The organism is Enterobacter sp. MGH85, from assembly GCF_001037655.1.
In the GTDB taxonomy this organism is placed as follows: domain Bacteria; phylum Pseudomonadota; class Gammaproteobacteria; order Enterobacterales; family Enterobacteriaceae; genus Enterobacter; species Enterobacter intestinihominis.
The window spans coordinates 4039948-4065527 of sequence record NZ_KQ089925.1 but is presented as its reverse complement, the minus strand read 5'-3'; the positions used below and the strand labels follow the sequence as shown (position 1 = coordinate 4065527).

Annotated in this window: 24 protein-coding genes and 2 pseudogenes; 19 read left to right on the top strand and 7 right to left on the bottom strand. The window is 54.0% G+C overall.

The annotated features are described in order from the left end of the window. Positions 1 to 3: 3 nt before the first annotated feature. From artI to SK51_RS19290, 3 genes are all read right to left on the bottom strand, one after another. Positions 4 to 735 carry an arginine ABC transporter substrate-binding protein ArtI gene (artI, locus tag SK51_RS19300; RefSeq protein ID WP_006174322.1) on the bottom strand — a complete coding sequence of 244 codons (732 nt, stop codon included), beginning with the start codon at positions 733 to 735 and terminating at the stop codon, positions 4 to 6. Between the two features lie 18 nt (positions 736 to 753). Continuing rightward, positions 754 to 1482, bottom strand: coding sequence for an arginine ABC transporter ATP-binding protein ArtP (gene artP / locus SK51_RS19295; protein ID WP_006809439.1), 729 nt, complete (start codon positions 1480 to 1482; stop codon positions 754 to 756). A gap of 226 nt (positions 1483 to 1708) precedes the next feature. Continuing rightward, complete coding sequence (locus SK51_RS19290; protein WP_022647580.1) at positions 1709 to 2227, bottom strand: lipoprotein; 519 nt, start codon at positions 2225 to 2227, stop codon at positions 1709 to 1711. 97 nt (positions 2228 to 2324) lie between these two features. Here SK51_RS19290 and SK51_RS19285 point away from each other — a divergent pair, with 97 nt between their 5' ends. From SK51_RS19285 to SK51_RS19275, 3 genes are all read left to right on the top strand, one after another. After that, entirely contained in the window at positions 2325 to 2648 is a 324-nt protein-coding gene (locus tag SK51_RS19285; RefSeq protein ID WP_003858361.1) for a heavy metal-binding domain-containing protein, read from the top strand. Next, a complete protein-coding gene (locus tag SK51_RS19280; RefSeq protein ID WP_023305777.1) occupies positions 2645 to 3475 on the top strand; it encodes an N-acetylmuramoyl-L-alanine amidase in 831 nt (276 codons plus the stop codon). The genes SK51_RS19285 and SK51_RS19280 overlap by 4 nt, the downstream gene beginning before the upstream one ends. 262 nt (positions 3476 to 3737) lie before the next feature. Beyond that, positions 3738 to 4361, top strand: a complete 624-nt coding sequence (locus tag SK51_RS19275) for a helix-turn-helix domain-containing protein (RefSeq protein WP_022647582.1) — start codon at positions 3738 to 3740, stop codon at positions 4359 to 4361. 3 nt (positions 4362 to 4364) lie between these two features. Here the strand turns inward: SK51_RS19275 and SK51_RS19270 are convergent, their stop codons facing one another. Both SK51_RS19270 and SK51_RS19265 read right to left on the bottom strand, forming a co-directional pair. After that, positions 4365 to 4997 (bottom strand): hypothetical protein, encoded by a 633-nt coding sequence (locus tag SK51_RS19270; RefSeq protein WP_023305779.1) that lies wholly within the window; start codon positions 4995 to 4997, stop codon positions 4365 to 4367. After that, a complete protein-coding gene (locus tag SK51_RS19265; RefSeq protein WP_048206960.1) occupies positions 4997 to 6559 on the bottom strand; it encodes an ExeA family protein in 1563 nt (520 codons plus the stop codon). Before SK51_RS19265 ends, SK51_RS19270 begins: the two co-directional genes overlap by 1 nt. A 300-nt stretch (positions 6560 to 6859) precedes the next feature. Between SK51_RS19265 and SK51_RS19260 the strand changes: the two are divergent. Beyond that, positions 6860 to 7093: pseudogene (locus tag SK51_RS19260) on the top strand (type II secretion system protein GspC); the annotation flags it as partial. Positions 7094 to 7105: 12 nt separating this feature from the next. Here the strand turns inward: SK51_RS19260 and SK51_RS24555 are convergent. Continuing rightward, positions 7106 to 8314: an IS4-like element ISVsa5 family transposase gene (locus SK51_RS24555; RefSeq protein ID WP_001339197.1), complete on the bottom strand. Its 1209-nt coding sequence runs from the start codon at positions 8312 to 8314 to the stop codon at positions 7106 to 7108. Between the two features lie 108 nt (positions 8315 to 8422). Here SK51_RS24555 and gspC point away from each other — a divergent pair. The 15 genes and pseudogenes from gspC to SK51_RS19185 form a co-directional block, all read left to right on the top strand. After that, positions 8423 to 8929 (top strand): annotated as a pseudogene (gene gspC, locus SK51_RS19255) (type II secretion system protein GspC); the annotation flags it as partial. Between the two features lie 13 nt (positions 8930 to 8942). Beyond that, positions 8943 to 10865: a type II secretion system secretin GspD gene (gspD, locus tag SK51_RS19250; RefSeq protein ID WP_023299693.1), complete on the top strand. Its 1923-nt coding sequence runs from the start codon at positions 8943 to 8945 to the stop codon at positions 10863 to 10865. A 14-nt stretch (positions 10866 to 10879) separates the two neighbouring features. Continuing rightward, positions 10880 to 12358 (top strand): type II secretion system ATPase GspE, encoded by a 1479-nt coding sequence (gene gspE / locus SK51_RS19245; RefSeq protein ID WP_048206958.1) that lies wholly within the window; start codon positions 10880 to 10882, stop codon positions 12356 to 12358. Next, positions 12358 to 13566: a type II secretion system inner membrane protein GspF gene (gene gspF, locus SK51_RS19240; RefSeq protein ID WP_048206956.1), complete on the top strand. Its 1209-nt coding sequence runs from the start codon at positions 12358 to 12360 to the stop codon at positions 13564 to 13566. The genes gspE and gspF overlap by 1 nt, the downstream gene beginning before the upstream one ends. Positions 13567 to 13569: 3 nt before the next feature. Then, positions 13570 to 14019 (top strand): type II secretion system major pseudopilin GspG, encoded by a 450-nt coding sequence (gspG, locus tag SK51_RS19235; RefSeq protein ID WP_023299696.1) that lies wholly within the window; start codon positions 13570 to 13572, stop codon positions 14017 to 14019. Beyond that, on the top strand, positions 14019 to 14504 hold the full coding sequence (gspH, locus tag SK51_RS19230) for a type II secretion system minor pseudopilin GspH (RefSeq protein WP_023299697.1): 486 nt from the start codon (positions 14019 to 14021) through the stop codon (positions 14502 to 14504). The genes gspG and gspH overlap by 1 nt, the downstream gene beginning before the upstream one ends. Next, positions 14497 to 14877, top strand: coding sequence for a type II secretion system minor pseudopilin GspI (gene gspI / locus SK51_RS19225; protein WP_022647591.1), 381 nt, complete (start codon positions 14497 to 14499; stop codon positions 14875 to 14877). Before gspH ends, gspI begins: the two co-directional genes overlap by 8 nt. After that, a complete protein-coding gene (gene gspJ, locus SK51_RS19220; RefSeq protein WP_023305785.1) occupies positions 14874 to 15527 on the top strand; it encodes a type II secretion system minor pseudopilin GspJ in 654 nt (217 codons plus the stop codon). The genes gspI and gspJ overlap by 4 nt, the downstream gene beginning before the upstream one ends. Further along, positions 15524 to 16534: a type II secretion system minor pseudopilin GspK gene (gene gspK / locus SK51_RS19215; RefSeq protein ID WP_023305786.1), complete on the top strand. Its 1011-nt coding sequence runs from the start codon at positions 15524 to 15526 to the stop codon at positions 16532 to 16534. Before gspJ ends, gspK begins: the two co-directional genes overlap by 4 nt. Positions 16535 to 16549: 15 nt before the next feature. Beyond that, positions 16550 to 17683: a type II secretion system protein GspL gene (gene gspL, locus SK51_RS19210; RefSeq protein ID WP_023305787.1), complete on the top strand. Its 1134-nt coding sequence runs from the start codon at positions 16550 to 16552 to the stop codon at positions 17681 to 17683. Further along, entirely contained in the window at positions 17680 to 18165 is a 486-nt protein-coding gene (gene gspM, locus SK51_RS19205) for a type II secretion system protein GspM (protein WP_022647595.1), read from the top strand. The genes gspL and gspM overlap by 4 nt, the downstream gene beginning before the upstream one ends. Further along, on the top strand, positions 18162 to 18959 hold the full coding sequence (locus tag SK51_RS19200) for a prepilin peptidase (RefSeq protein ID WP_023305788.1): 798 nt from the start codon (positions 18162 to 18164) through the stop codon (positions 18957 to 18959). The genes gspM and SK51_RS19200 overlap by 4 nt, the downstream gene beginning before the upstream one ends. A gap of 253 nt (positions 18960 to 19212) precedes the next feature. Then, entirely contained in the window at positions 19213 to 21915 is a 2703-nt protein-coding gene (locus SK51_RS19195) for a glycosyl hydrolase family 18 protein (protein ID WP_023305789.1), read from the top strand. A gap of 102 nt (positions 21916 to 22017) precedes the next feature. Next, positions 22018 to 22458, top strand: coding sequence for a type III secretion system invasion protein IagB (gene iagB / locus SK51_RS19190; protein WP_023299704.1), 441 nt, complete (start codon positions 22018 to 22020; stop codon positions 22456 to 22458). A 134-nt stretch (positions 22459 to 22592) separates the two neighbouring features. Then, positions 22593 to 24419: a chitinase gene (locus tag SK51_RS19185; protein ID WP_022647599.1), complete on the top strand. Its 1827-nt coding sequence runs from the start codon at positions 22593 to 22595 to the stop codon at positions 24417 to 24419. A 144-nt stretch (positions 24420 to 24563) separates the two neighbouring features. Here the strand turns inward: SK51_RS19185 and SK51_RS19180 are convergent, their stop codons facing one another. After that, positions 24564 to 25577: an NAD-dependent epimerase/dehydratase family protein gene (locus tag SK51_RS19180; RefSeq protein ID WP_022647600.1), complete on the bottom strand. Its 1014-nt coding sequence runs from the start codon at positions 25575 to 25577 to the stop codon at positions 24564 to 24566. Positions 25578 to 25580 lie beyond the last annotated feature (3 nt).

Here is a 25580-nt window from a genome sequence, read left to right as displayed (position 1 = left end):
GAATTACTTCTGGAACCATTTTTTGTAGATGGTTTCGTAGGTGCCGTCTTTCTTCACTTTTTCCAGCGCAGCGTTGAATTTCTGCTGCAGCTCGGTGTTGCCCTGACGTACGGCAATACCCAGACCTGTACCGAAGTAGTCTTTATCTGTCACCTTGTCACCCACGGCGGCCAGCTTGTCGTTCGCTTTCAGCCATTCAGTCACGACAGCCGTGTCCCCGAACACCGCATCGATACGGCCGTTTTGCAGGTCCAGCTTCGCATTCTGGTAGCTGTCATACGGCACGGTGGTGATTTCCGGGTGCTTATCCATGATGAATTTCTGGTGCGTGGTGCCGTTCTGCACGCCGACTTTCTTGCCTTTCAGCAGGTCAACGGAGGCGTATTTACCTTTCTGACCAATGAACAGCGCCGAGTTGTCGTAGTAAGGGGTGGTGAACAGAACCTGCTTTTCACGCTCCGGAGTGATGTCCATACCGGCCATCACGGCGTCGATACGGCGGAACTTCAGGCTTGGGATCAGGCTGTCGAACGCCTGGTTGCTGAAGGTACAGGTCGCGTCGATCTCTTTACACAGGGCATTTGCCAGATCCACGTCGAAGCCAACAATCTTGTTGTTCGCATCAATGGATTCAAACGGAGGGTAGGACGCTTCAGTGGCGAAACGGATGGTCTGGGCTGCGGTAGCGGAAAGGCTGACGCTAGCAAGCAGCGCGGCAATCAATACTTTTTTCATTATAATTTCCCTAACACATCAGTGTGATAAGTAGTTTTTGAAGGCATCGGTTTGCGGGTTGGTGAAGCAGCTCGCATCACCTTGCTCAACGATATACCCGTTTTCCATGTAGACCACGCGGCTGGCGGTTTTGCGCGCCACTTCCACCTCGTGGGTCACGATGACCTGGGTAATGTTGGTTTCCGCCAGTTCACGAATGATACTCACGATCTGGGCAGTAATTTCCGGGTCCAGCGCTGCGGTTGGTTCGTCGAACAGCAGCACCGCTGGCTCCATCATCAGCGCACGGGCGATCGCCACACGCTGTTGCTGACCACCAGAGAGATGCAGAGGATAACGGTCGCTGTACGGTTTCAGACGCAGACGTTCCAGCAGCTTTTCAGCTCGCGCCATCGCCTGGTCTTTGCTTAAGCCAAGCACGCGGCACGGGGCTTCAATCAGGTTTTGCACCACCGTCAGATGCGGCCAGAGATTATATTGCTGGAAAACCATGCCCACGTTTTGACGCAGTTCACGAATCGCTTTATCAGAAGGGGTTTTCGCGAAGTCAAAATGGTTACCGGCGATGGCCAGCGTTCCCGAACGGGGCATTTCAAGCAGATTTAAAACACGCAGAAGGGAGCTTTTTCCCGCGCCGCTTGGGCCGAGCAAAACCAGCGTTTCGCCCTCCGGGCAGCTCAGCGTAATGTCGAACAGCGCCTGGTGTGCGCCGTAGAAGCAGTTAATGCCGTTTAGTTTAATACTCATCGGGGCAGTCTTTACTCATCCAGGCAATCTATAGCAATTGAGGCCGCAGATAGTACCGTTGACAGAATAGTTATGCAATATTTCTGCGTTAAAAGTTAAATATAACCCGTGTTTCCTCTTAAACATAGCACAAAATAGCGACGGGGAAGGGGGGCGAGAATAAATGTCGGCATTCCGCATGAAATGCCGGACATTTTACGGGGTTAACGTTTATTTAACGTATGCGTTAGCGGTTCTCAATCGACTGGCGAAGGGTGCCCGCCGGAGCATGAACGCTGCCGCCAATGTAGCGCACATCATCTATTGCCCAGCACTGGCCTTCACGGATCATCAGCACCTCATCCTGCCAGGTTTGCGTCCCCTGGGTTAGCTTCACGCGCAGAGGAATATTCCGTGCGTCGGTATTCGGAATGGTGGACGCGCTGGCGACGTCGGCGCTGTCCGGCAGCGTGGCGCGGCTGGAGAACGGATCGGATGAAAGCAGCGCGTTTTGCTGCGGATCGCGCGAGGCGTCATTAAGCAGTTTCGCCAGATTATCGCTCAGGTACGGGCGCAGGGCGGTGAGGTCATTACCGCGATGCTGAATGCGGTAATCATAGAACTGTTGCGCCACGGCGTCCGGGCCGCCCTCAATGCAGGGGCCGCTGCGGGAACCGATATCCTTAAAGGCTGGCGTGACCGGCGTAGTGCAGGCGCTGAGCACCAGCGCGCAGGGCACTAAAAGCGTTAAAGCAGAGTAGCGCATGTTGATTTCCTTATTTATTAACTATCCTTTCAATCATAGCGTAACGAACCGATAATGCAGTTGCTAACGCATTGAACGCTAAAGACGGAGAGGAAGTATGCAATTTTCAACAACACCAACCCTGGAAGGTCAACCCATTACCGAGTACTGCGGCGTGGTCACCGGTGAGGCGATTCTGGGCGCCAACATCTTCCGGGACTTCTTTGCCGGCATTCGGGATATCGTCGGCGGGCGCTCCGGTGCCTACGAGAAAGAACTGCGTAAAGCGCGTGACATTGCGTTTAAGGAGCTGGGCGAGCAGGCCAAGGCGCTGGGCGCGGATGCGGTGGTGGGCATTGATATCGACTACGAAACGGTCGGGAAAGATGCCAGCATGCTGATGGTGAGCGTAAGCGGCACGGCGGTGAAAACCCGTCGATGAAGCGTTCGCTCTCAACCCTCCTGCTGGCATTGTTGCTGGCAGGATGCGCCTCGGAAGAGGGCATTGTTGATAAAGGCGCGTACGAACTTGATACGCGCCATCAGGCGCAGGCGGCCTACCCGCGCATAAAGGTGCTGGTGATCCATTACACCGCCGATGATTTCGACACCTCGCTTGCGACCTTGACCGATAAAAACGTCAGCTCTCACTATCTCATCCCCGCAAAGCCCCCAGCTCCGCAGGGCAAACCGCGTATCTGGCAGCTGGTGCCGGAGAGCGAGCTGGCCTGGCATGCAGGTATTAGCTTTTGGCGTGGGACCAACCGCATAAATGATACCTCCGTCGGCATTGAGCTGGAAAACCGCGGCTGGCGGAAAACCGATGGTGTGAAAACCTTTACCCCCTTCGAACCGGGGCAAATTGCGGCGCTAATCCCGCTTGCCAGAGACATCATCGCCCGCTACGACATTAAACCGCAGAACGTTGTGGCCCATTCGGATATCGCCCCGCAGCGTAAAGACGACCCTGGCCCGCTGTTTCCGTGGCGCGAACTGGCGCAGCAGGGCATCGGAGCCTGGCCCGAACCGGCGCGGGTGAATTTTTATATCAACGGGCGACCGCATTATCAGCAGGTTGATACCGCAGCACTGCTCGATCTGCTGGCGCGCTACGGTTACGAGGTGCCAGAAAACAGCACGCCTGCACAGCAAAAACGCATCATCATGGTGTTCCAGATGCATTTTCGTCCGCAGTTATGGAATGGCGTAGCGGATGTGGAAACCATGGCGATTGCCGAAGCACTTTTAGAGAAATACGGGCAGGGGTAAACCTTTGGCTTACCCCCAAATGAGTATATTTCCGCGAGTTTCTATTAGATTAATCCTAAGTACAATCTCATTTCATTTTTAGTTAATTGACTTAAAATTATTCGGATTTAAGATGGACACATAGCACGCTAAGCAATTTAGCGAATAAAAAACTTTACTCTTTTTTTTATTCTTGAGTTTTTCATCAGGAAAATATTTATGGTTCGGTATGAATGCCGTTGCCATGTTTTTTTTTAAATCACATCTTAAAACGGGTATAACAATGTTAAGCATCTATGGAAAAAAATTACGTCCGCAACATGAAATGGAAAAGATTATTTCTGCAACCTCATGCGTTGAAGAAAGAACGTTAAAAAAATGGCAGAAGATTTCCACTGCTGATTCCGGTTTAATTCATATTATTGTCAGCGGCGAAGTTGAATTTCGACGTGACTCTGACGAACTGTGCTTGTTCACCGTTACCGGGCAATGCATTTTCGGCCTGTCGTCGATGTATTACAACGCCACCCATATGTACGGCCTTGTTCGGTCGAATACGGTTGTTCGCTCGATCAAGAAAGAGGTCTTCGCCCAGCTGATGACCGAGAAAAACCTGTGGCCTGAACTGACAAAAGTGCTTTCCTGGTACATATGCCTGATGAGCAAGCGCGATGATATTCTGGTCGCTCGCAGCGCATATTCTGTTGTTCGCGAATTTTTATATGAGATCAACGACCTGATTGTACAGCATCAGCGTGATATTAACGTTTATGATTACATTCAGGAATACACTAACCTGGCACGTAGCACCATTATTAAAATCCTCTCCGATCTGAAAAAAGGTCAATATATTGTGGTGGAAAAAGGTCGACTGCTTAACCTCACCGCACTGCCTGAAAAATATTAATGCCTACTCCCGCCGGTCTCCTTTATCACTGAAAGGGGAACGGCTGTTTTCACTGTTTTTAACACTTGCTTGTGAATTATCCTGCGTTTCGTCAACCGGCGGTGCGGGAATTTTTCCTTGAGAATAATCCTGCTCCTGCTCTTTTAATGCCTGTTTAAATAATTCCGTTAATGATGACTCTTCACTGCTCGTGCTGGCGGGGGCGGTATCGTGCTCATGCGCCTCAGTTCCGGGTAGGGTATCCCGCGAGGGGTCTTGCGGCACCGCGCCGTCGGGCGCCTGCTGCCAGTCGGCATCATCACTGATGATCGGCAGATCCTGCATCGGTGGAACATCAACAGGCACTGGCGCAGCTTTAGGCTGCGGATGCGGGAACGGTTTACTCACGTACACGTAGTGCATCTCCGAAAGCTGGGTTTCCGGTTTGGCAACGCTGGCGTTGACCGGGTCAGGCGCCGGGTGGCGCATGTTCCAGTAGACATGCATATACAGGCCGACAACCAGCATGGCGCAAAGGCCGACCATCCATAATGCTGTTTTGCCGAAAACGTTTTTCAGGCTGGGGAGGCGGTACGAAAACCAGACCGCTTCCCCGGTTGTATAGCTGCGCTGGGCCGCAAGGCAGATGGTCGACATTAGGCTTTCTTCTCCTGCATTTTTGCGTCCGGGGTAGTGCGGGTGGCCTGAATCAGTACGCTCGGCGTGCTGTTGGTTACGCGCATCAGCTGCATCAGCGTTTCTTCGCCGGGGATGCCATCCACGTGCAGATGCATTTTTTGCTGAAACTCACGGGTGCGTTTCATCATCTCAGCGGTCCAGATCCGGGCATGCGTTTCGGGCTGGTTCAGCGCCAGGCTTAACTGCTGGCCGAGCCAGGCCATGTCTTTGCTGTCGCTGGCCGCGCCGATCGCGTCTTTTCCTTCCGGTGTCAGGCGGTGCAACTGGGTGAAGTTGCCGGTCGCATGCCGGTTAAACCAGCTGCGGCTCACCTGCCAGGTCCGGTTATTCATTAACAGGTCAATTGATGTATCTCCGACCCTGGCGACCACCGCATAGTTAAGGTGACCGCTGGTTTTCAGTTCACTGACCCACGGATACCCTTCCTGCGCCAGCGTCTCCGGCGACGCGTTCCCCTGTTTACACATCAGGTTCACTTTAGCGGCATTCTGGCACAGCGCATCTTCGGCCGAGGCGTCATATCCCCACATCAGATAGAGCTGGTGCATCGCATCCGGCTGATTAACCATTTCATTGTCGATAACCGGCACCACGGGCGCCTCCGTTTTTCGCGTCGGCTGTTTCCAACTGACGGGGACCGGCAGCTGGATGGGAAGATGCTCGCTGATGGACGAGGTTAAATACCAGCCGCAGGCGGCAAACAGCACCGATGCGAACAGCCCCACGGTTGCCAGACGCTTACCGTGTTTTTTCGCGGGCAGGATCTCTCCCGCCGCCAGGCGTAAATGACGCGGGCTGACCTGCGACGCGCGTTCCGTCCAGGCAGCGAGCATTGACAGGTGCGCCAGTTCGTTAAGTTTGCTGATGTTGCCTTTGGTCAACGTGTGCATTTTGCGCACGCGGGCCGGCGTTAACGGCGAATTTTCACAGCCGTGTTCTTCGCATTGCGCCTGCACATAGCCCAGGAATTCGCGGCAGGTCAGGGGGCGCAGGACATGACGAGTGTGTGTATATTCGCGCAGTTCAGGTTGCTTAAGCAGGATTTCCTGATCCGCAGTGCCCGTCAGCACCACGGAGAGCCGGAAGTTCAGCTCCAGGGCTCGCGTGAGCAGCGTACCCAGGACTTCACGGCAGCTCTCTTTCATGGCTTCGGCGTGTGAAATCACCAGCACTCTGGTTTTCGCTTTTCCCTCGTGCCACTGGCGCAGGATGGCATCCACCGCCTGCAGGCGATTCTTGCTCTCTTTCGTTACCGGATTGAGCTTGTACAGCAGGCTACTGGCACTCAGTTTGGGAAACGCATTGATAACAAGGACGTTACTGTGGCGGGTTTTTAGCGCATCGCTGAAGTGACCCAGAAGCGGGGCGTCGTCGCAAAAGAGCCCGATAATTCCCGCCTGCTGGGTTTTCTCTTTCAACAGGTTGAACACATCCTGATGATAAGGCACCAGAAAACCCCCGGATAAACGGGCGATCGATCTGAATGGCGAATTTTTAAAATTAAAGTGGCTCTGATACATAACGACTTACCGTCTCTGATTAGGAATAGCAACAGCATCAGAAAGTAAGGTAACGCCCCTGAACGGTCAATTTGCAAACAGGGTAAAAATATCCTGCTGGCAGCGTCTAACATTTGGATTTTATACGGTCAATATTTTTCTTTATGAAAGTTAGCGGCGAAGTCAGTGGTCGCATTTGCATCAGCTTATTACTATTTTCATCCATATTGGCGCAGTATGACGCTGCTTATTTTTGCTTTGCTATAGGCCGGATAAAAAATGAGGTTCTCATTTCTTTCACGGTGGATAACGCCTTGTATTATGTTTGTGCTGCTGATCTTTTGCGGCCAGCAAGGGTATCTCACCTTTAAAGATTATAAAAAAGTTATGAATAAGTTGGCTAATGCCGATCAACAGCCGCTGAAAAAAACGCGCGAAGAGAAATCCTTTTCGCTTTTTACGGCAGCCGTGCGTCAGGAAATCTTACCGGGTGCGGTGAAAGCCCCGCTGGCAGCTGAAATCGAAGGTATTGTGAACAGCGATGACGCCTGGCTCTGAGAGATCCCCTCATAATTTCCCCAAAGCGTAACCATGTGTGAATAAATTTTGAGCTAGTAGGGTTGCAGCCACGAGTAAGTCTTCCCTTGTTATTGTGTAGCCAGAATGCCGCAAAACTTCCATGCCTAAGCGAACTGTTGAGAGTACGTTTCGATTTCTGACTGTGTTAGCCTGGAAGTGCTTGTCCCAACCTTGTTTCTGAGCATGAACGCCCGCAAGCCAACATGTTAGTTGAAGCATCAGGGCGATTAGCAGCATGATATCAAAACGCTCTGAGCTGCTCGTTCGGCTATGGCGTAGGCCTAGTCCGTAGGCAGGACTTTTCAAGTCTCGGAAGGTTTCTTCAATCTGCATTCGCTTCGAATAGATATTAACAAGTTGTTTGGGTGTTCGAATTTCAACAGGTAAGTTAGTTGCTAGAACCCATGGCTCCTTTGCCGACGCTGAGTAGATTTTAGGTGACGGGTGGTGACAATGAGTCCGTGTCGAGCGCTGATTTTTTCGGCCTTTAGAGCGAGATTTATACAATAGAATTTGGCATGAGATTGGATTGCTTTTAGTCAGCCTCTTATAGCCTAAAGTCTTTGAGTGACTAGATGACATATCATGTAAGTTGCTGATAGGTTTCCAGTTTTCCGCTCCTAGGTCTGCATATTGTACTTTTCCTCTTACTCGACTTAACCAGTACCAACCCAGCTTCTCAACGGATTTATACCATGGCACTTTAAAGCCAGCATCACTGACAATGAGCGGTGTGGTGTTACTCGGTAGAATGCTCGCAAGGTCGGCTAGAAATTGGTCATGAGCTTTCTTTGAACATTGCTCTGAAAGCGGGAACGCTTTCTCATAAAGAGTAACAGAACGACCGTGTAGTGCGACTGAAGCTCGCAATACCATAAGTCGTTTTTGCTCACGAATATCAGACCAGTCAACAAGTACAATGGGCATCGTATTGCCCGAACAGATAAAGCTAGCATGCCAACGGTATACAGCGAGTCGCTCTTTGTGGAGGTGACGATTACCTAACAATCGGTCGATTCGTTTGATGTTATGTTTTGTTCTCGCTTTGGTTGGCAGGTTACGGCCAAGTTCGGTAAGAGTGAGAGTTTTACAGTCAAGTAATGCGTGGCAAGCCAACGTTAAGCTGTTGAGTCGTTTTAAGTGTAATTCGGGGCAGAATTGGTAAAGAGAGTCGTGTAAAATATCGAGTTCGCACATCTTGTTGTCTGATTATTGATTTTTCGCGAAACCATTTGATCATATGACAAGATGTGTATCCACCTTAACTTAATGATTTTTACCAAAATCATTAGGGGATTCATCAGCGCCTGGCTCTCCTTTGCTGTCATCAAAACGCCAGGCGGTCAGAGAAGCTACCGTGAGGGTGAACCTCTCTCTGGATTTAACGACGCATTTATTCAGGAAATAAACAAAGATAATGTGGTGGTTAATTATGAAGGTACTACGCAGGTTCTGGCATTAAATAAACCGGACTATTTTAAGGGTGGCGTGGATAGCGGCCCGGTAACGAAATCGACAAAAGATGTTGGCGCAGAGAGTGTGCATCTTGATGATTATCTGGTGTTAAAACCCATAATTGAAAAGGGCCGACTGGAAGGCTACAGGATAAACCCAAGGAATGCGTCCGCCTTTTACAGCCAGTCAGGTCTGGTAAAAGGCGATGTGGCGGTTCAGGTTAACTCTGTCGATATGACCGATGAAGCAAAAGCGAAAAGCATTATTGCCAACTGGTCAAAAATGAAAGAAGCGGAGGTCATCGTACGACGTCACGCTCACCTTGAAAATATTCGGATTAATGTTCTAAACAATTAAAAAGTGTGCAGACATGAAAAAAATTCCCTGGGCGTGCGTGGCGCTGACCGCATTGTCGTTATATTCCAGTTCGCTGCTTGCAGCTAACTTTAGCGCGAGTTTTAAAAATACTGATATTCGCGAGTTTATCGATACGGTAGGCCGCAATCTCAATAAAACCATTCTGGTCGATCCGTCCGTCCAGGGAACCGTCTCGGTCCGAACCTACAACGTGCTGACGGAAGATGAGTACTATCAATTCTTTCTGAGCGTGCTGGATCTCTACGGCCTGTCGGTGATCCCGATGGACAACGGCATGGTCAAAGTGGTGCGCTCAAGCGTGGCGCGTACCGCCGGTGCGCCGCTGGCAGACAGCAAAAATCCGGGCAAAGGTGACGAGATCATCACCCGCGTGGTGCGCATGGAAAACGTGCCTGTTCGTGAGCTGGCCCCGCTGCTGCGTCAGCTCAACGATGCCACCGGTATCGGGAACGTGGTCCACTTTGAGCCGTCCAACGTCCTGCTGTTAACCGGTAAAGCCTCGGTGGTGAACCGGCTGGTGGATCTGGTGCAGCGCGTCGATAAAGACGGCATCCAGCGTCGCGAAATCATCCCGCTGCGCTTTGCGTCCGCCAAAGAACTCTCGGAGATGTTGAATAACCTCAACAATGAAGAACAGAAAGGGCAGAACGCGCCGCAGCTGGCGACTAAAGTCGTCGCGGATGACGAAACCAACAGCCTGGTGATCAGCGGCGCGGAAGATGCGCGGGCGCGCACCCGTTCCCTTATTCATCAGCTGGATCGTGAGCAGAATAACGAGGGCAATACCCGCGTCTTCTACCTCAAGTATGCCAGCGCCACCAAAGTGGTGCCGGTTCTCACCGGCATTGGTGAGCAGCTGAAAGACAAGCCGGGTGCGGCCAAAGCGAAATCCGCGAGCGCCTCAACCGATCTGAATATTACCGCCGACGAGTCAACCAACTCCCTGGTGATCACCGCACAGCCTAACGTGATGAACTCCCTCGAGAAAGTGATCGACAAGCTGGATATTCGCCGTCCGCAGGTGCTGGTGGAAGCGATCATTGCCGAAGTGCAGGACGGTAACGGCCTGGATCTTGGCGTGCAGTGGACCAGCAAGCACGGCGGGGTGCAGTTTGGCTCCACCGGCCTGCCAATCAGCCAGATTAAAAATGGCACCATGAAAGGGGCAAGTTTCACTGGCCTTGCGACCGGCTTCTTTAACGGTGACTTCGGTGCGCTGGTGACCGCGCTTTCCACCGACGGCAAAAATGACATCCTCTCCACGCCAAGCGTGGTCACGCTGGATAACAAAGAAGCGTCGTTCAACGTCGGTCAGGATGTGCCGGTGCTTTCCGGTTCGCAAACCACCAGCGGCGACAACGTCTTTAACTCGGTTGAGCGTAAAACCGTAGGGACCAAGCTGAAGATTGTGCCGCAGATTAACGATGGCGACATGATCCATCTGAAGATTGAGCAGGAAGTGTCGAGTGTCGACAACAGCGCGACGGAAGACTCCAGCCTCGGCCCAACCTTCAACACGCGCACGATTAATAACGAAGTGATGGTCCACAGTGGTCAGACGGTGGTGCTCGGCGGTCTGATGGAAAATGTGACCAAACAGTCCGTGTCCAAAGTGCCCCTGCTCGGCGATATCCCGCTGGTCGGTCAGCTGTTCCGCTACACCTCGCAGGATACTTCCAAACGCAACCTGATGGTGTTTATTCATACCACCGTCCTGCGTGACGACGACAACTACAGCGCGGCCTCGAAAGAGAAATATGACCAGATCCGGGTGCGCCAGATGCAGCGAGTGGAGGAGAAAAAGCTCGGTATTGTTGAGCCGACTGACAACGCTGTCCTGCCCGCGTTTCCCTCTGCAAGCACTGGCGCCGCACCGGTGAAAACCAGCGCCACGCGCAATCCGTTTAAAGAATAGCGCGGAGGGGTAAAGTGGACGAACTGAGTAAAACACTGTGTAACAGCAGCTACGCAAAAGATAACGGCGTTCTGTTTTACAACAATGATGTCTATATCCGGGACGACACTCCTGCGCATGCTCTGCTGGAGGTGCGCCGGGTGCTGGGCCGTGCTTTCATCCCCGTCACTGTGACGCCGGAAGCGTTTGACGAGATGCTGGCCAAAATCTGGCAGCAGAGCAGCGGCGTGTCGCAGCAGCTGGTGGACGACATGGACGCGGATATCGATCTGATGGCCTTAACCGAGGAGATCCCGGATAACGAAGATCTGCTCGATAACGACGAAAACTCACCGGTGATCCGCCTGATCAACGCCATTCTCGGCGAGGCGGTGAAGGACGGCGCGTCGGATATTCATATCGAAACCTTCGAGCGCACGCTGAGCATCCGCTTTCGTGTTGACGGCGTGCTGCGCCCGGTGTTGCAACCGGCGCGTAAGCTCGCGCCGCTGCTGGTGTCGCGTATTAAGGTGATGTCGAAACTCGACATCGCCGAGAAACGTCTCCCCCAGGATGGACGTATCTCCCTGCGCATTGGCCGTAAGGCCATCGACGTGCGTGTGTCGACCATTCCGTCTCAGTACGGCGAGCGCGTGGTCATGCGCCTGCTCGATAAAAGCAATCTCAAGCCCGACATCAACAAGCTTGGGCTGATTGATGAAGAGCTGGAGAAGCTGAAAGGGCTGATTGACCGCCCGCACGGGATCATCCTCGTTACCGGCCCGACGGGTTCCGGTAAAAGTACCACGCTGTACGCCATTCTTTCGGCGCTGAACGGTCACGAGCGCAACATTCTGACCGTGGAAGACCCGATCGAATACGAGCTGGAAGGCGTGGGGCAGACGCAGGTTAACCCGCGCGTGGACATGACCTTTGCCCGCGGGCTGCGCGCGATTCTGCGTCAGGACCCGGACGTGGTGATGATCGGGGAAATTCGCGACGGTGAGACCGCCCAGATCGCGGTGCAGGCGTCGCTGACCGGTCACCTGGTGATGTCGACGCTGCACACCAACAGTGCCGCTGGGGCGATAACCCGTCTGCGGGATATGGGGCTGGAGTCGTTTTTAATCGGTTCATCGCTGCTCGGTGTCATTGCCCAGCGTCTGGTGCGTCGGCTGTGTACGCACTGCCGGACCACCAGTCCGCTGGATGCCAATGAAAAAGCGTTGTTCAGCTTTATGGACGCGCCGCCAAAAGCGATTTATCGCGCGGTGGGGTGTGAACACTGCCGTCAGAGCGGCTATCAGGGCCGCGCCGGTATTCATGAGTTTCTGGTGGTGGACAGTACCATGCGCCGCGCCATCCATGAAGATAAGGACGAAATGTCCATAGAAACGCAGCTCTTTAAGCAGGCCTACAGCCTGCGTGAAAACGGGCTGCTGAAGGTGATTAGCGGCGTGACGTCTCTGGAAGAAGTCATGCGCGTCACCGCCGAGCGTGGGGGGGATGTGTAATGGCTTTCTACGCCTGGACGGCGACGAGTGCCGCGGGAAAAACCCAGCGCGGGACGTTACAGGCCGAGGGACAGAAGCAGGTTCGCCAGTGGCTTCGCGAGCAAAAGCTGATGCCCGTGAGTATCACCGAAACCCGCGAAACGGCGACAGGCGGGAAAGCGAAAACCGGGGCGAAGCTCTCTACCCCGGTGCTGTCGATGTTTACCCGTCAGCTTTCGACGCTGGTGAACGCCGCGCTGCCGCTGGAAAGTGCGCTGAAGGCGATCTCTAAGCAGACGGAAGATAAAAAGCTGGCGGCGATGGTGGTGGAGATCCGCGAGAAGGTGGTCGAGGGGCATACGCTGTTCGACGCCTTTAGCCAGTTTCCACGCACCTTCGACAAACTTTACTGCACGCTGGTGATGGCTGGTGAAAAGACCGGCCACCTGGGCGACGTGCTGGAGAAGCTGGCGGAGTACAACGAGCAGCGCCAGAAGATGAAAAGCAAGCTGACGCAGGCGATGGTCTACCCGATTACCCTCACCGTGGTCGCTATCGCGGTGAGCGGCATTCTGCTGGTGGCGGTGGTGCCGCAGGTGATTGAGCAGTTTACCCACATGAAACAGCAACTGCCGATCACCACCCGGACGCTGATTGCGGTAAGTGATTTCCTGCAAGCCTGGGGTATCTATATTGTCGGCAGCCTGGCGGGGGCGTTCGTCGGCTTCAAAACCTGGGTGCGAAACGTGAAAAACCGTTTTCGCTGGCACAGCTGGCTGGTGAACGGCTCGCCGATTAAAAAGCTGGTGTGCGCCATCAACAGCGCCCGCTATATCCGTACCCTGAGCATTTTGCAGGCCAGCAGCGTGCCGCTGCTGGAGGGAATGTATATCGCGATGGACGGTATTGAAAATCTCTATGCCCGTCAGGTGCTTGAGCAGGCCGCCGATACCGTACGTCAGGGGGCGTCGCTGTATGCGGCGCTGGAACAGGCGAAATTATTCCCGCCAACCATGCTGTATATGATTGCCTCCGGTGAAGAGAGCGGGGAATTAGGTAATTTAATGGATCGCGCGGCAGAAAATCAGGAATCGGCATTACAGCATCGAATTACATTAACGCTGTCGGTATTTGAACCGGCGCTGGTGGTATCCATGGCGACGATTGTTTTATTCATCGTTCTTTCAATATTACAACCGCTTCTGCAACTTAATAATATGGTAGGTTAAATCATGGCTCTAAAACGTAAAAACCTGGCTCGCCAGGCGGGCTTCACATTGCTCGAATTAATGGTGGTGATTGTTATTCTTGGCGTTCTGGCGAGTATGGTAGTGCCAAACTTAATGGGTAATAAAGAAAAAGCGGATACGCAAAAGGCGACCAGCGATATTGTCGCGCTCGAAGGCTCGCTGGATATGTATAAGCTGGACAACCACCGCTACCCGACCACAGAGCAGGGTTTGCAGGCGCTGGTGACGAAGCCGGAAATCGCACCAATCCCGAACGGCTATCGCGCGGATGGCTATATTCGCCGCCTGCCGCAGGATCCATGGGGCAGCGATTATATTCTGGTCAGCCCAGGTGAACACGGTGCGGTGGACATTTTCTCTGCGGGTCCGGACGGCGAAGCGAATACTGCCGATGACATTACCAACTGGTCTCTGGATAAGAACGAGAAGTAATGAAAAATCAACGCGGCTTTACGTTGCTGGAAATTATTCTGGCGCTGGTGATATTTGCCAGCTGCGCCATGATGGTGGTGTCCACCATTCCTTCGCGCAGCGGCGCGGATATATTTGGCCAGCAATTAAAAGCGCTCGTTGATTATGGTTCAGACCGTGCGGTGATGGACGGAAATATTGTCGGGCTGGTGATCGCCACCGATAAATATCAGCTGGTGACGATCGCGGATAAAAATGGCGAGCGTCACTGGGTGCCATTATCTGCCGGACGTATTACCACCAAAGGTGATTTTCCGGAAGAGATGCACGTGTCGCTCTCGCCGCAGCGCCTGGCCGCGACGGTGGCGTCCGAGCCACAGGTGATCTTTTTACCGGACGGTGAAATCAGCCGCTTTACGCTGACGCTGCAAAGTTACGACAAACAGCACCATTTCCGCGTGGTGTCGCAGGGTGCGGCGCCGGTATCGGTAGAAAACGATGGCTAACGACAACACAAAGCAAAAGGGGATGACGCTGCTGGAGGTGATGGTCGCGCTGGTGATTTTCTCCACCGCCGCGCTGGCGCTAATGAACTCGGTCTCCCTGAACGTGCGTTTTACCCATGGCTTGGCCGATACCTTGCAGGCCAGTTGGGTGGCGGAAAATCAGCTGGCGGAAGCGCAGCTCACCAAAACCGACTTCCCGGATGCTGAGCAGCAGGGGACGGAAATCATGGGCGGGCGCAGCTGGAACTGGCGTAAGCAGCGGGTGAAAACCGCCGACAACGGCTGGGCGAACTCCATTCGCGTCTATGCGGAAGGCGATGAGAGCCAGCCGGTTATTTCCCTGCACATCATTCCGCCGGGAGAGAGCAAGTGAAGAAAACGCGACGCCAGCGCGGATTTACCCTGCTGGAGATCATGATTGCGCTGACTATTTTCGCGGTAATCAGCACCCTGGCCTGGCAAATTCTGGACGGCGCGATGCGTACCAGCTCGGCCACCGATGCCAGCGCCGCTAAGCTCAACCAGCTTCAGCGCGGCTGGAGTCTGATGGAGCGCGATTTTTTCCAGCTACAGGCGCGAGCGCCGCGTAATGAGCCAGATCTGTTCCGTCAGGAGGGCGATGCCCTTGAACTGACCACCCTGAATGGCGTGAGCGGAACGGTCCAGCTGGAGCGCGTGCGCTGGCGGCTGGAAGAGGGGCGTTTGTACCGCGACGTCTGGCAGGTCATTGACGGCCCGGTGGACGTTAAGCCTGACGAAGTGCCGATTGTCAGCGGCGTAAAAGCATTGCAGTGGCGGTTTTATCGTCAGGGCTGGCAGACAGCCTGGCACGACGCCGCCCATCTGCCGGACGGCGTGGAGGTCACGTTGACGATGGAAAACGGGGATACCTGGCGCTGGGTGTTCACCACGCCAGGGGATATGCCGGAGGTGGCCGCTGCCGCTGCCCCAGAGAAAGCCGCCGACGCGCCTGCGACGACTCCGGACGCAACCCCTGCGCCTTCGCCGGAGACCAGACCATGAACCGAATCCGTCAACAAAAGGGCGTCGCCCTGCTGGTGGTGCTGATTTTGCTGGTGATGATGTCGGCGCTGGCCGCCAAAATCAGCCAGCAGTTCTGCCGTAATTTGCAGAAAACGCATTATCAGATAAGCCAGCAGCAGCTGCGCTGGGCGATGCAGGCCCAGGAAAAAGTGGTGAAGGACAGGTTACAGACCGATGCCAGCGGCGAGAGCAAGCCGCTGGCGCTGGACGGCGACTGGCATCAGCCGCTGGAGACGCAGGGAGAAGACTACACGGTCGTGAGCCAGGTGGAAGACGCTCAGGACTGCTTTAACGTCAATAACCTGTTGACCGCCGACGTCGCGCCCCAGGGGCAAAGCGCTCCCGCTGTGGCGGAAAAACCGCGTAAAGAGCGGATTGTTGAACAACTCCTGACGGAAAGCGGGCTCAGTCCGGGCACGGCGGAGGCGGTCTATTTCCAGCTGGTGGATTATCTCGATGGTGACAGCACCACGGCGAAAGAGGGTGCCGAAAGCGATGCGTGGGCTGGCATCGTGCCCGCCCGGCAACCGGCAAACCAGATGATGCGCAGCATCGCGGAGATCAAACTGCTGCCAGCGTTCCCGGTTACGGCATATCCGAAGGTGAGCAAGCTGTTATGCGCGCTGCCGGACGCCGCCAGCAAGGTGGACGTTAACACCCTGCAACCGGAACAGGCCGCTGTGCTGGCGGCCATGTTTCCGGGAAAATTCACGCAGGATGACGCGGTTCGTCTGCTGGATACACGTCCGGAATCGGGCTGGGAAAATATGGACGCGTTCAGCAAAGCGCTGGAGCAGACCTTCCCGCAGTTAAAAGACGATCTCCCGCAGGTGGCAGATCAATTTTCTATAAACAGCCGGTACTTCCGCGTGAATTACAGCGGCAATACCGATGAATTAACGCTTCGCGTGGTCAGCCAGCTTCAGATGAATAACGAAGCCGGTGAGATCGTGACGTGGCAGCGTCGTTACCGAATGATTGAATAAGAAAAGTAGAACGTTATGAAACAGGTACTTTTTGTTCGCCCCGACAGCCGCGAGGGCGGGAAAATAATGTGCTGTGAGTCCGGCAGCGAGCGCGTCGAGGTGCTCGACAGCCTGGAGATGCTGGCCGAACACCCGCTGGCTACACGCGTTTGTCTCCTGCTGCCCGCCAGCGACATGATTTTCCGCCATTTCACGCTGCCGAAAAAGGTGGCTTCTCAGGCGATGGCCTTCTCGTGGATGGCGGAAGAGACGCTGATTGGCGACGTGGACAACCTCCACTGGACAGTGCTCTACAAAAAAGGCGCTGACGTCGACGCCGTTGCCATTGACGCCGACCGCCTGCGTGCGGCATTGACCCGCTGTCACGAGGCCGGATTAAACGTGATTCAGGCCCTGCCTGATGCCTGGCTGCTGCCCGTGGCGGCAGGGGGCAGCACGCTGGTCGCACAGGATAAAGGCTACTGGCTGCGTTTATCTCCCCACGTGGCGGGTGAAATGGAGGGAACCCTGCTGCCGCTGTTGATGCAGAAAGCCGGAGACGGGGAAGTGTGTTGCTACGGCGACGCGCCTGCGGACGTTCACGTTGACGTACAGCATGCCTGGCAGCACCCGCTGGTGCTGATCCAGCCGCAGTGGAAAACCTGTCGTGTGAATCTGCTTCACGGTGAATTCAGCCTTAAGGCCGGTCATGGCCAGGCCGCAAAAAGCATGAAAGCAGCGATGATAGCGGCGGGCCTGCTGTCCGTTGGTCTGCTGCTGGGGCCGCGCATTGCGATGGGCTGGATGCTGGTACAGCAGGAAAATCGGGTTCAGCAGGAGATTGTTCAGGTTTATCAGCACCATTTCCCCAGCATGCGCCAGCAGACCAATATCAAATATCACTTTGGCCAAAGCCTGAAAAAACAGAGCAAGGGGTTCTTTCTTCAGCTTGAGGAGCTGGAGAAAGCCCGGCAGTCAGTCCCTGCGATGGAGATCGATCTGCTGGAATACGATGCGCAGCAAAACACCCTGACGCTGAGCGTTAGCGCGCAAAGCCAGCCCGCGTTGCAGGCGTTTGTGAACCAGACCAGTGAGAATTTTGATTTTACCTTACAACCTGTTTCAACAACCGAACCGTATACCGCCATGATCGCAGGGAAACATAAATGAAAGAGCGAATCGCGCAGCTGAAATCACGCTATCAGAATTACAGCGCTCGGGAAAAAATTATTTTAAAAATATGTGCCGTTGCCATTGTGGGGGCTGCGGTGTATTACACAGGAGTAATTCCCCTGGATAATATGATCCAAAATAGTAAATCGACGCTTAAAAGACAAAAAGAGACGCTCAACTGGATGCGCAGTGAAATTGATAAAAATCATCTTCAGGTCCAGTTAGTTAAAACGAATAATCCGCGTACGGTGGTCGAGAACAGCGCTCATGAAATTAATCTTTCACTGACGGATGTGCGCCAGGAGGGGCAAACTTTATCGTTCGTGGTGAATCGGGTAAATGTATATGAATTAAAAAGCTGGCTGCGTGAAATTAATCAGACCTCCGGCGTGACATTGCAAAAAATAAACCTCACGCCGGTTGACCACCTCAGCGATGTGAAAGCACAGGTGCAGCTTACCTGGTCAAAAAGCGCATGAATACCTTCACGCTGATGCGGGAGGCCTGTCCGCTCGGTTTCCCGATGATGAGTGCTATCCTGGGCGGGATTATGGGCAGTTTTCTCGGCGTTGTTGCCGAGCGCGTACCGGGAATGGTGATGGATGAGGAGGGGAGCGGCAATCTGCTCTTTCCTGCCTCGCACTGCCCGGTGTGTCAGCACACGCTTGCTGCATGGGAAAATATCCCGCTGCTCAGTTGGCTGTTATTACGGGGGCGCTGCCACCAGTGCGGCAGCGCGATCCCGCTGCGACTCTTTTTGGTGGAACTGTTCTCCGCGCTGTTTTTTGGCATCACGGCCTGGTGCATGCCGGACGTTCAGGCGCTGTTCTCTTTGTGGTTACTGGCGGCTTTTTTACTGCCGCTGGCCATGATCGACTGGCAGCATCAGTTGTTGCCGGACTGCCTGACCCAGCCGCTGCTGTGGGCGGGGTTAGTGCTCCATGCTATTGACCACACATTGCCGCTACGCGCTGCGCTGTTTGGCGCGGTGGCGGGCTATCTGTCGCTCTGGCTGCTCTACTGGGCTTTTCGTCTGATCGCCGGACGAGAAGGGCTGGGTTACGGGGATTTTAAGCTACTGGCGGCGCTGGGTGCCTGGTGCGGCTGGCAGGCATTACCCTCCATTGAGCTGGCGGCAGCGTTAAGCGGTATTGTCGGTTATTTCGCCGTCAATAATTTAAATAAAAATAACCTCACTATTTCTTTTGGTCCTTACCTCGCCTTTTCTGGAATCGTGGTGTTTATTAGTCAGCAGTTTGCTTTCACATTTTAAATATACTGGTCAAGGTTTTTTATAAATCTTTTTGATGCTGGTAGAGAAGGACGACTCTTTACGCTCGGTGTATCGTAGGAGATATAAGCTACACGGGATTTGGCTTGTATCTTTTTATGGAGGAATACAGCGCAGCAACAATTTTTTGTTCACGGCACTCACGTTGGTTAAATACGCATTACGCGAAACGCATCCATGATCTCACGGAAGGCATGGGTTATTACGTTATAAATAAATTTATCAGGAAATAAAAATGAAATTTATGAAACCAAAATATCTGGCGCTCTTTATTGCGGCGGCCACCAGCTCCGCATTTGCAGCTGCGCCGGGTACGCCTTCTATTACATCGGGCAATGATAAATTTGCGCTGGTAGAAGTGGATCAGGCGGCACAGGATTACAACAACCTCATCAAAGTGCATAAAGAGGGTGTTGATGTAAAAGTGGAATGGAACGTCTGGAGCGGTGACGCCCCAACGTCTGCAAAAGTGCTGCTGGACGGCAAGACCGTCTGGACCGGCGCGGGCAGCGCGGCGGGTTCTGCGACCTTCAAAGTCAAAAAAGGGGGCCGCTATCAGGAACAGGTCGAACTGTGTAACGACAGCGGCTGTACCAAAAGCGCAAGCAAACTGATTATCGTGGCGGATACCGACGGAAGCCATTTGCTGCCGCTGAATACGCCGCTGCTGGAAAATAACAAAGCTTTCGCTCAGCATACCGATAAAGTCGTCGGTGCCTATTTCCCTGAGTGGGGCGTTTACGATCGAAACTTCTCTGCGGATAAGATCCCGGTCGCGAACATTAACCACCTGCTGTACGGCTTTATTCCAATTTGCGGCGGTGACGGTATTAATGACAGCGCCAAATCTTCAGGTGCACTGGAATCCCTGAAACGCGCCTGTGCTGGCCGTCAGGACTACACCGTGGCCATTCACGATCCATGGGCTGCGTTGCAGAAACCGCAGAAAGGCGTAAGCAACTGGGACGATCCCTACAAAGGTAACTATGGGCAGCTGATGGCGATGAAAAAAGCCCATCCTGACCTGAAAATTCTGCCATCCATTGGTGGCTGGACCCTGTCCGATCCGTTCTATCAGATGGATAACAAAGTACTGCGTGACCGTTTCGTGGCGTCGGTAAAAGACTTCCTGACCACCTGGAAAGTGTTTGACGGTGTGGATATTGACTGGGAATTCCCGGGCGGCGGCGGTGAAAACGCCAAACTCGGCAATCCTCAGACCGATAAAGCTACCTACACCGCGCTGATGCACGACCTGCGTCAGATGCTGAATGAACTGTCTGCGGAAACCGGTCGTACCTACGAGCTGACTACTGCAATCGGTGCCGGTAAAGATAAGATCGAAGACGTGGACTATAACACCACGCAGCAGTACCTCGACCATATCTTCCTGATGAGCTACGACTTCTACGGTGCCTGGAGCAATACCGATCTGGGCCACCAGACAGCCCTGTACGGTGCTTCCTGGAAACCAGACACTAACTACACCACCGATAACGCGGTAAAAGCGATGCTGGAGCAGGGCGTTAAGCCAGGCAAGATCGTGGTAGGCGCAGGTATGTATGGTCGCGGCTGGACCGGCGTTCATGGTTATACCGGCGATAATCCATTTACCGGCACCGCAACCGGACCAATTAAAGGGACATGGGAAAACGGTATCGTTGACTATCGTCAAATCGTCAACCAGATGCTGGGCAAACCGGGCTGGGAATACAAATATGACGAAGCGGCTGAAGCGCCGTACGTGTTCAACAAGTCCACCGGTGAGCTGGTGACGTACGATAACGCCCGTTCCGTTATGGCGAAAGGCAAATACGTACTGAACAAAAACCTGGGCGGACTGTTCGCATGGTCTATCGAGTCTGATAACGGCGATATCCTGAACGCCATGAACGAAAGCCTGCTGGGCGGAAGTTCCATCCCGGATCTGCCTGTTGAGACTAACCATGCGCCAATGGCTTCAGCTGCCGATCAAAATGTCACCGGTCCTGCAACCGTGACCCTGGATGGCTCTGCTTCCAGCGACCAGGACGACGATGCGCTGACCTATAAATGGACGCAGGTTTCAGGCCCTTCTGTGACCATCGCCAATAGCACCAAAGCAAAAGCCAGCTTTAGCGTTCCGGCTGTGACAAGCGACCAGAACCTGGTCTTCCGTTTGACCGTAACCGACGCTAAAGGGCTGAGCAATGCTGTTGACGTCCAGGTTGTGAATAAAGCGCCTAAAGCCAACCAGGCGCCGGTAATCAATGCTATGGAAGCCGTTACCGTTCAGTCCGGTGAAGCAATTTCTCTGCACGCACAGGCATCCGATCCTGATGGTGACGCGCTGACCTACAGCTGGAGCGTACCGGCTGATATGAACGCGACCGGCACTGATTCGGCCAACGTTCGCATCACTGCGCCAGAAGTGCACAATACCTCTTCCTACACCCTGAGCGTTATTGTGACGGACGGTAAAACCAGCGTGCAGTCTGACGTGCAGGTGACGGTGGAGCCTAAGCCAGCTGACGAGGTAACGCCTCCTGCCGATGACGTCACACCACCGGCTGACGACGTAACCCCTCCAGCTGACGACGTAACCCCTCCAGCTGATGATACCGCCGGCAGCTGCGACGCACCTGTCGATGCCAACGCCAGCAAATACGCTGCGTGGGACGCGAGCAAAATCTATAACAACGGCGATACCGTAAGCTTCGACCACCTCGTGTGGAAAGCGAAATACTGGACTCAGGGCAATCAGCCTGGCTTCGGTATGGACGCGTGGGAGCTGGTAAGCAACGTGAAGATGAACTGGCGTTCTGACCTGGTCTACAACGGCGGCGACACCACCACCTATGAAGGTAACGTTTACCGTGCGAAATGGTGGACCCGTGGTGATAACCCAGCAAATAGCGACGTATGGGTAAAAGAAGGCGCATCAACAGATTGCAAATAATCTAACCCATTAATTACTCCCCCCTTCTGAGGGGGAGTAATTAAAAATTCATTTTACAGGATGTTTCTAAGGAGAAATAACCAATAAAGTCAGCAGGTAAAAATGAAAAAGCTCATTTTGTTATTATTAATAATAAGCCAGGGTGCTCTGGCAAACTGTTGGGATAAAGCGGCGCGTTATTATCATGTCGACCCTTATTTACTGTACGCGATAGCGAATGTGGAATCCGGTATGAATCCGTACGCGGTTGGGAAAAACCGCGATGGCACGCGGGATGTCGGGCTGATGCAAATCAACAGCTCGCATTTTACCGCGCTGGAAAGCAGAGGCATCGATGAGTATCGCTTAATGACCGAGCCGTGTACCTCCATCATGGTGGGTGCCTCCATTCTCTCCGGAATGATAAGAGTATATGGCTATAACTGGGAAGCGGTAGGCGCTTATAACGCCGGGTTGAAGAAAGAGAATTATCCGCAGCGGATGAAATATGCCCATAAGGTCTGGGCTAAATATCAGCAATTAAAATTAGCAGCACGTGATTAACGTTTTTTATTTTTGAAGAATTCCTGAAGGTGTTCTTCGAAAAGTGAAAACAGCTGAATGTGGTTTATGTATTAACGGAATAATACCTAAGCCGGGATATTAACATTTAATTTTAAACGAACAGGAAAACTGAAATGAACAAAAGGACGTTACTGAGTGTACTTGTTGCTGGTGCTTGCGTTGCACCTTTTATGGCGCAGGCCGCCTCTTTGCAGGCGACCACCGGCGAGCCGTACACCATGAAAGCCAGCGATCTGGCGAAGAAAGAGCATGAGCTCACTAACTTCCCGCTGATGGCCTCCGTTAAAGAGACTATTCAGACCCTGGACAACGCGCAGGTCGAACTGATTGAGCCAGGCCGCGCGGCGAACCCGGACAACGTCAAACGCGTTGAAGGGATTGTGAAAGCCAGCGACTGGGAATATCTCTTCCCGCTGCGTGCACAGGCTTATACCTACAGCAACTTCCTGAAAGCCGTGGGTAAATTCCCGGCGCTGTGTAAGACCTACAACGACGGTCGTGACAGCGACGCTATCTGCCGCAAAGAGCTGGCGACCATGTTTGCCCACTTTGCCCAGGAAACCGGCGGCCACGAAAGCTGGCGTCCGGAAGCCGAATGGCGTCAGGCGCTGGTCCACGTGCGTGAAATGGGCTGGAGCGAAGGGCAGAAGGGCGGCTATAACGGCGAATGTAACCCGGACGTCTGGCAGGGACAGACCTGGCCTTGCGGTAAAGACAAAGACGGCGATTTCCTGAGCTATTTCGGACGCGGTGCGAAACAGTTGTCCTACAACTACAACTACGGTCCATTCTCTGAAGCGATGTACGGCGACGTGCGTACCCTGCTCGATAAACCTGAGTTGGTGGCGGACACCTGGCTGAACCTGGCCAGTGCTATCTTCTTCTTCGCCTATCCACAGCCGCCAAAACCAAGCATGTTGCAGGTGATCGACGGTACATGGCAGCCGAACGATCACGATAAAGCCAACGGCCTGGTCCCGGGCTTCGGTGTAACAACCCAGATCATCAACGGTGGCGTTGAGTGCGGCGGCCCGACTGAAATTGCGCAGTCTCAGAACCGTATCAAGTATTACAAAGAATTTGCGAACTACCTGAAAGTCCCTGTTCCGGCGAACGAAGTGTTGGGTTGCGCCAACATGAAGCAGTTCGACGAAGGTGGCGCAGGCGCCCTGAAGATTTACTGGGAACAGGACTGGGGATGGAGCGCGGATACCCCGGACGGCAAGACTTACTCTTGCCAGCTGGTGGGTTATCAGACACCGTTCAGCGCGTTCAAAGAGGGCGACTACAGCAAGTGCGTGCAGAAGTTCTATAACGTGAATATCGTGAATGACGACGGTTCCTCGGTGACGCCGGACGAAACCCCGGTCACGCCAACGCCAACACCTTCTGAAGATGTTACGCCGGCCCCAACGCCAGCGCCAGTTCCGGATGAAACTCCGGTTGAACCTGTCGCGGTGAACCACGCGCCGGTTGCGCAGATTGCAGGCCCAATCGGTGCCGTAGAAGCGGGCGCGCAGGTTTCTCTGAGCGCGGAAGGCTCTACCGACGCAGACGGCAACAAGCTGACCTACACCTGGCGTTCTCAGGATGGCCAGACCGTGACCGGCGAAGATAAAGCGGTGGTGACCTTTAAGGCGCCTGAGTCTGCAACGGCGCAGCAGTATGAAGTGAGCCTGACCGTCAGCGATGGCGAGCTGAGCAGCACCACGTCTTACCTGCTGAACGTGAAAGCGAAAGCGGCAACGCCATCCGGAGAAGATACGTCTTACCCGGCATGGAGCGCGAACAGCAAGTACAACGCCGGTGATATCGTGAACAACCACGGTAAATTGTTCCAGTGCAAACCGTTCCCGTACAGCGGCTGGTGTAACAGTGCGCCGACGTACTATGAGCCGGGTGCAGGCCTGGCATGGGCTGAAGCCTGGACGGCTCTGTAAAAGCAAACGGCAACCCTCGGGTTGCCGTTTTAATGTTTGCACCCTCTACCTGTGGGAGAGAGCCCGGGTGAGGGCATCAGTCCGCACTCTCTGTTTTTTGCCGGGTGGCGCTGCGCTTACCCGGCCTACATGAGGCTGGAACGCTTACCGGTGTAACTTCCCGTGATCCCGCAACCACGCCGCCGTACGCACTATCCCTTCATCGAGCGAGATAATCGGTTTATACCCCAGCTCGTTCTCCGCCCGAGAAATATCCAGCGTAAAATCAAAGTTGAGCTTCGACACACCGTAATGCGTCAGCGCAGGCTCTTTCGCCGATTTACTGCCAAAGCGCTCCATGCTGCGGGCAATCATGTCCAGCATCGGGTAGGGAACGGAACGGATCCGGCAGTCGATTTTTAACTCATCAATCAGCCTTTGCACAATGCTGCGCAGGGTACAGGGTTCGCCGTTGGTAATGTTATAGGCGCGGCCCGACACCAGCTTATCGCACTCCGGCTGGCTCGCCAGCCACATGGCGTGAACGGCATTTTCGTAATAGGTCATGTCTACCAGCGCATCGCCGCCGCGCGGTAACAGCACGCTGCCGTAATGGTGCATCATCTGGGCCAGTCGCGGGATAAAGACTTTGTCGTGCGGCCCAAACAGGCTCTGTGGTCGCAGCACGGTAAAGCGGGTGTGCGGATTTGACTGGGCCAGCAGGTCGATCACCTCTTCGCCAGCCGCTTTACTGCGGGCAAATTCACAGGCAAAGCGCGCAGGGCGGAAATCTTCCTGAATATCACGATGATGGTGATAATCAAAATAGAGCGACGGGGAAGAGATATGAATAAAGTTACGCACGCCCCAGGCGACGGCCCATTCGCCCAGACGGCGCGTGGCGCGCACGTTGGCGAGATCGAAGGCTTCCTGGGTACCCCACGGGGAGGTAAAACTGGAGCAGTGCCACAGCGTATCGATACCGGCGAGCATCACCTTGGCCTGAGAGGAGACCAGCTCCGTCAGGTCGGCATGGACAAACTCAGCGCCCATTTTTTGCAAGAGCTTGCCCATCGCCTCGTTGCGACCGGTGGCCCTCACGCTGATGCCTTTGTTGCGCAGAAATTCGACCGCATTTCGGCCTAAGCCGCTGGTCGCCCCGGTAACCAGTACCTTCATAAC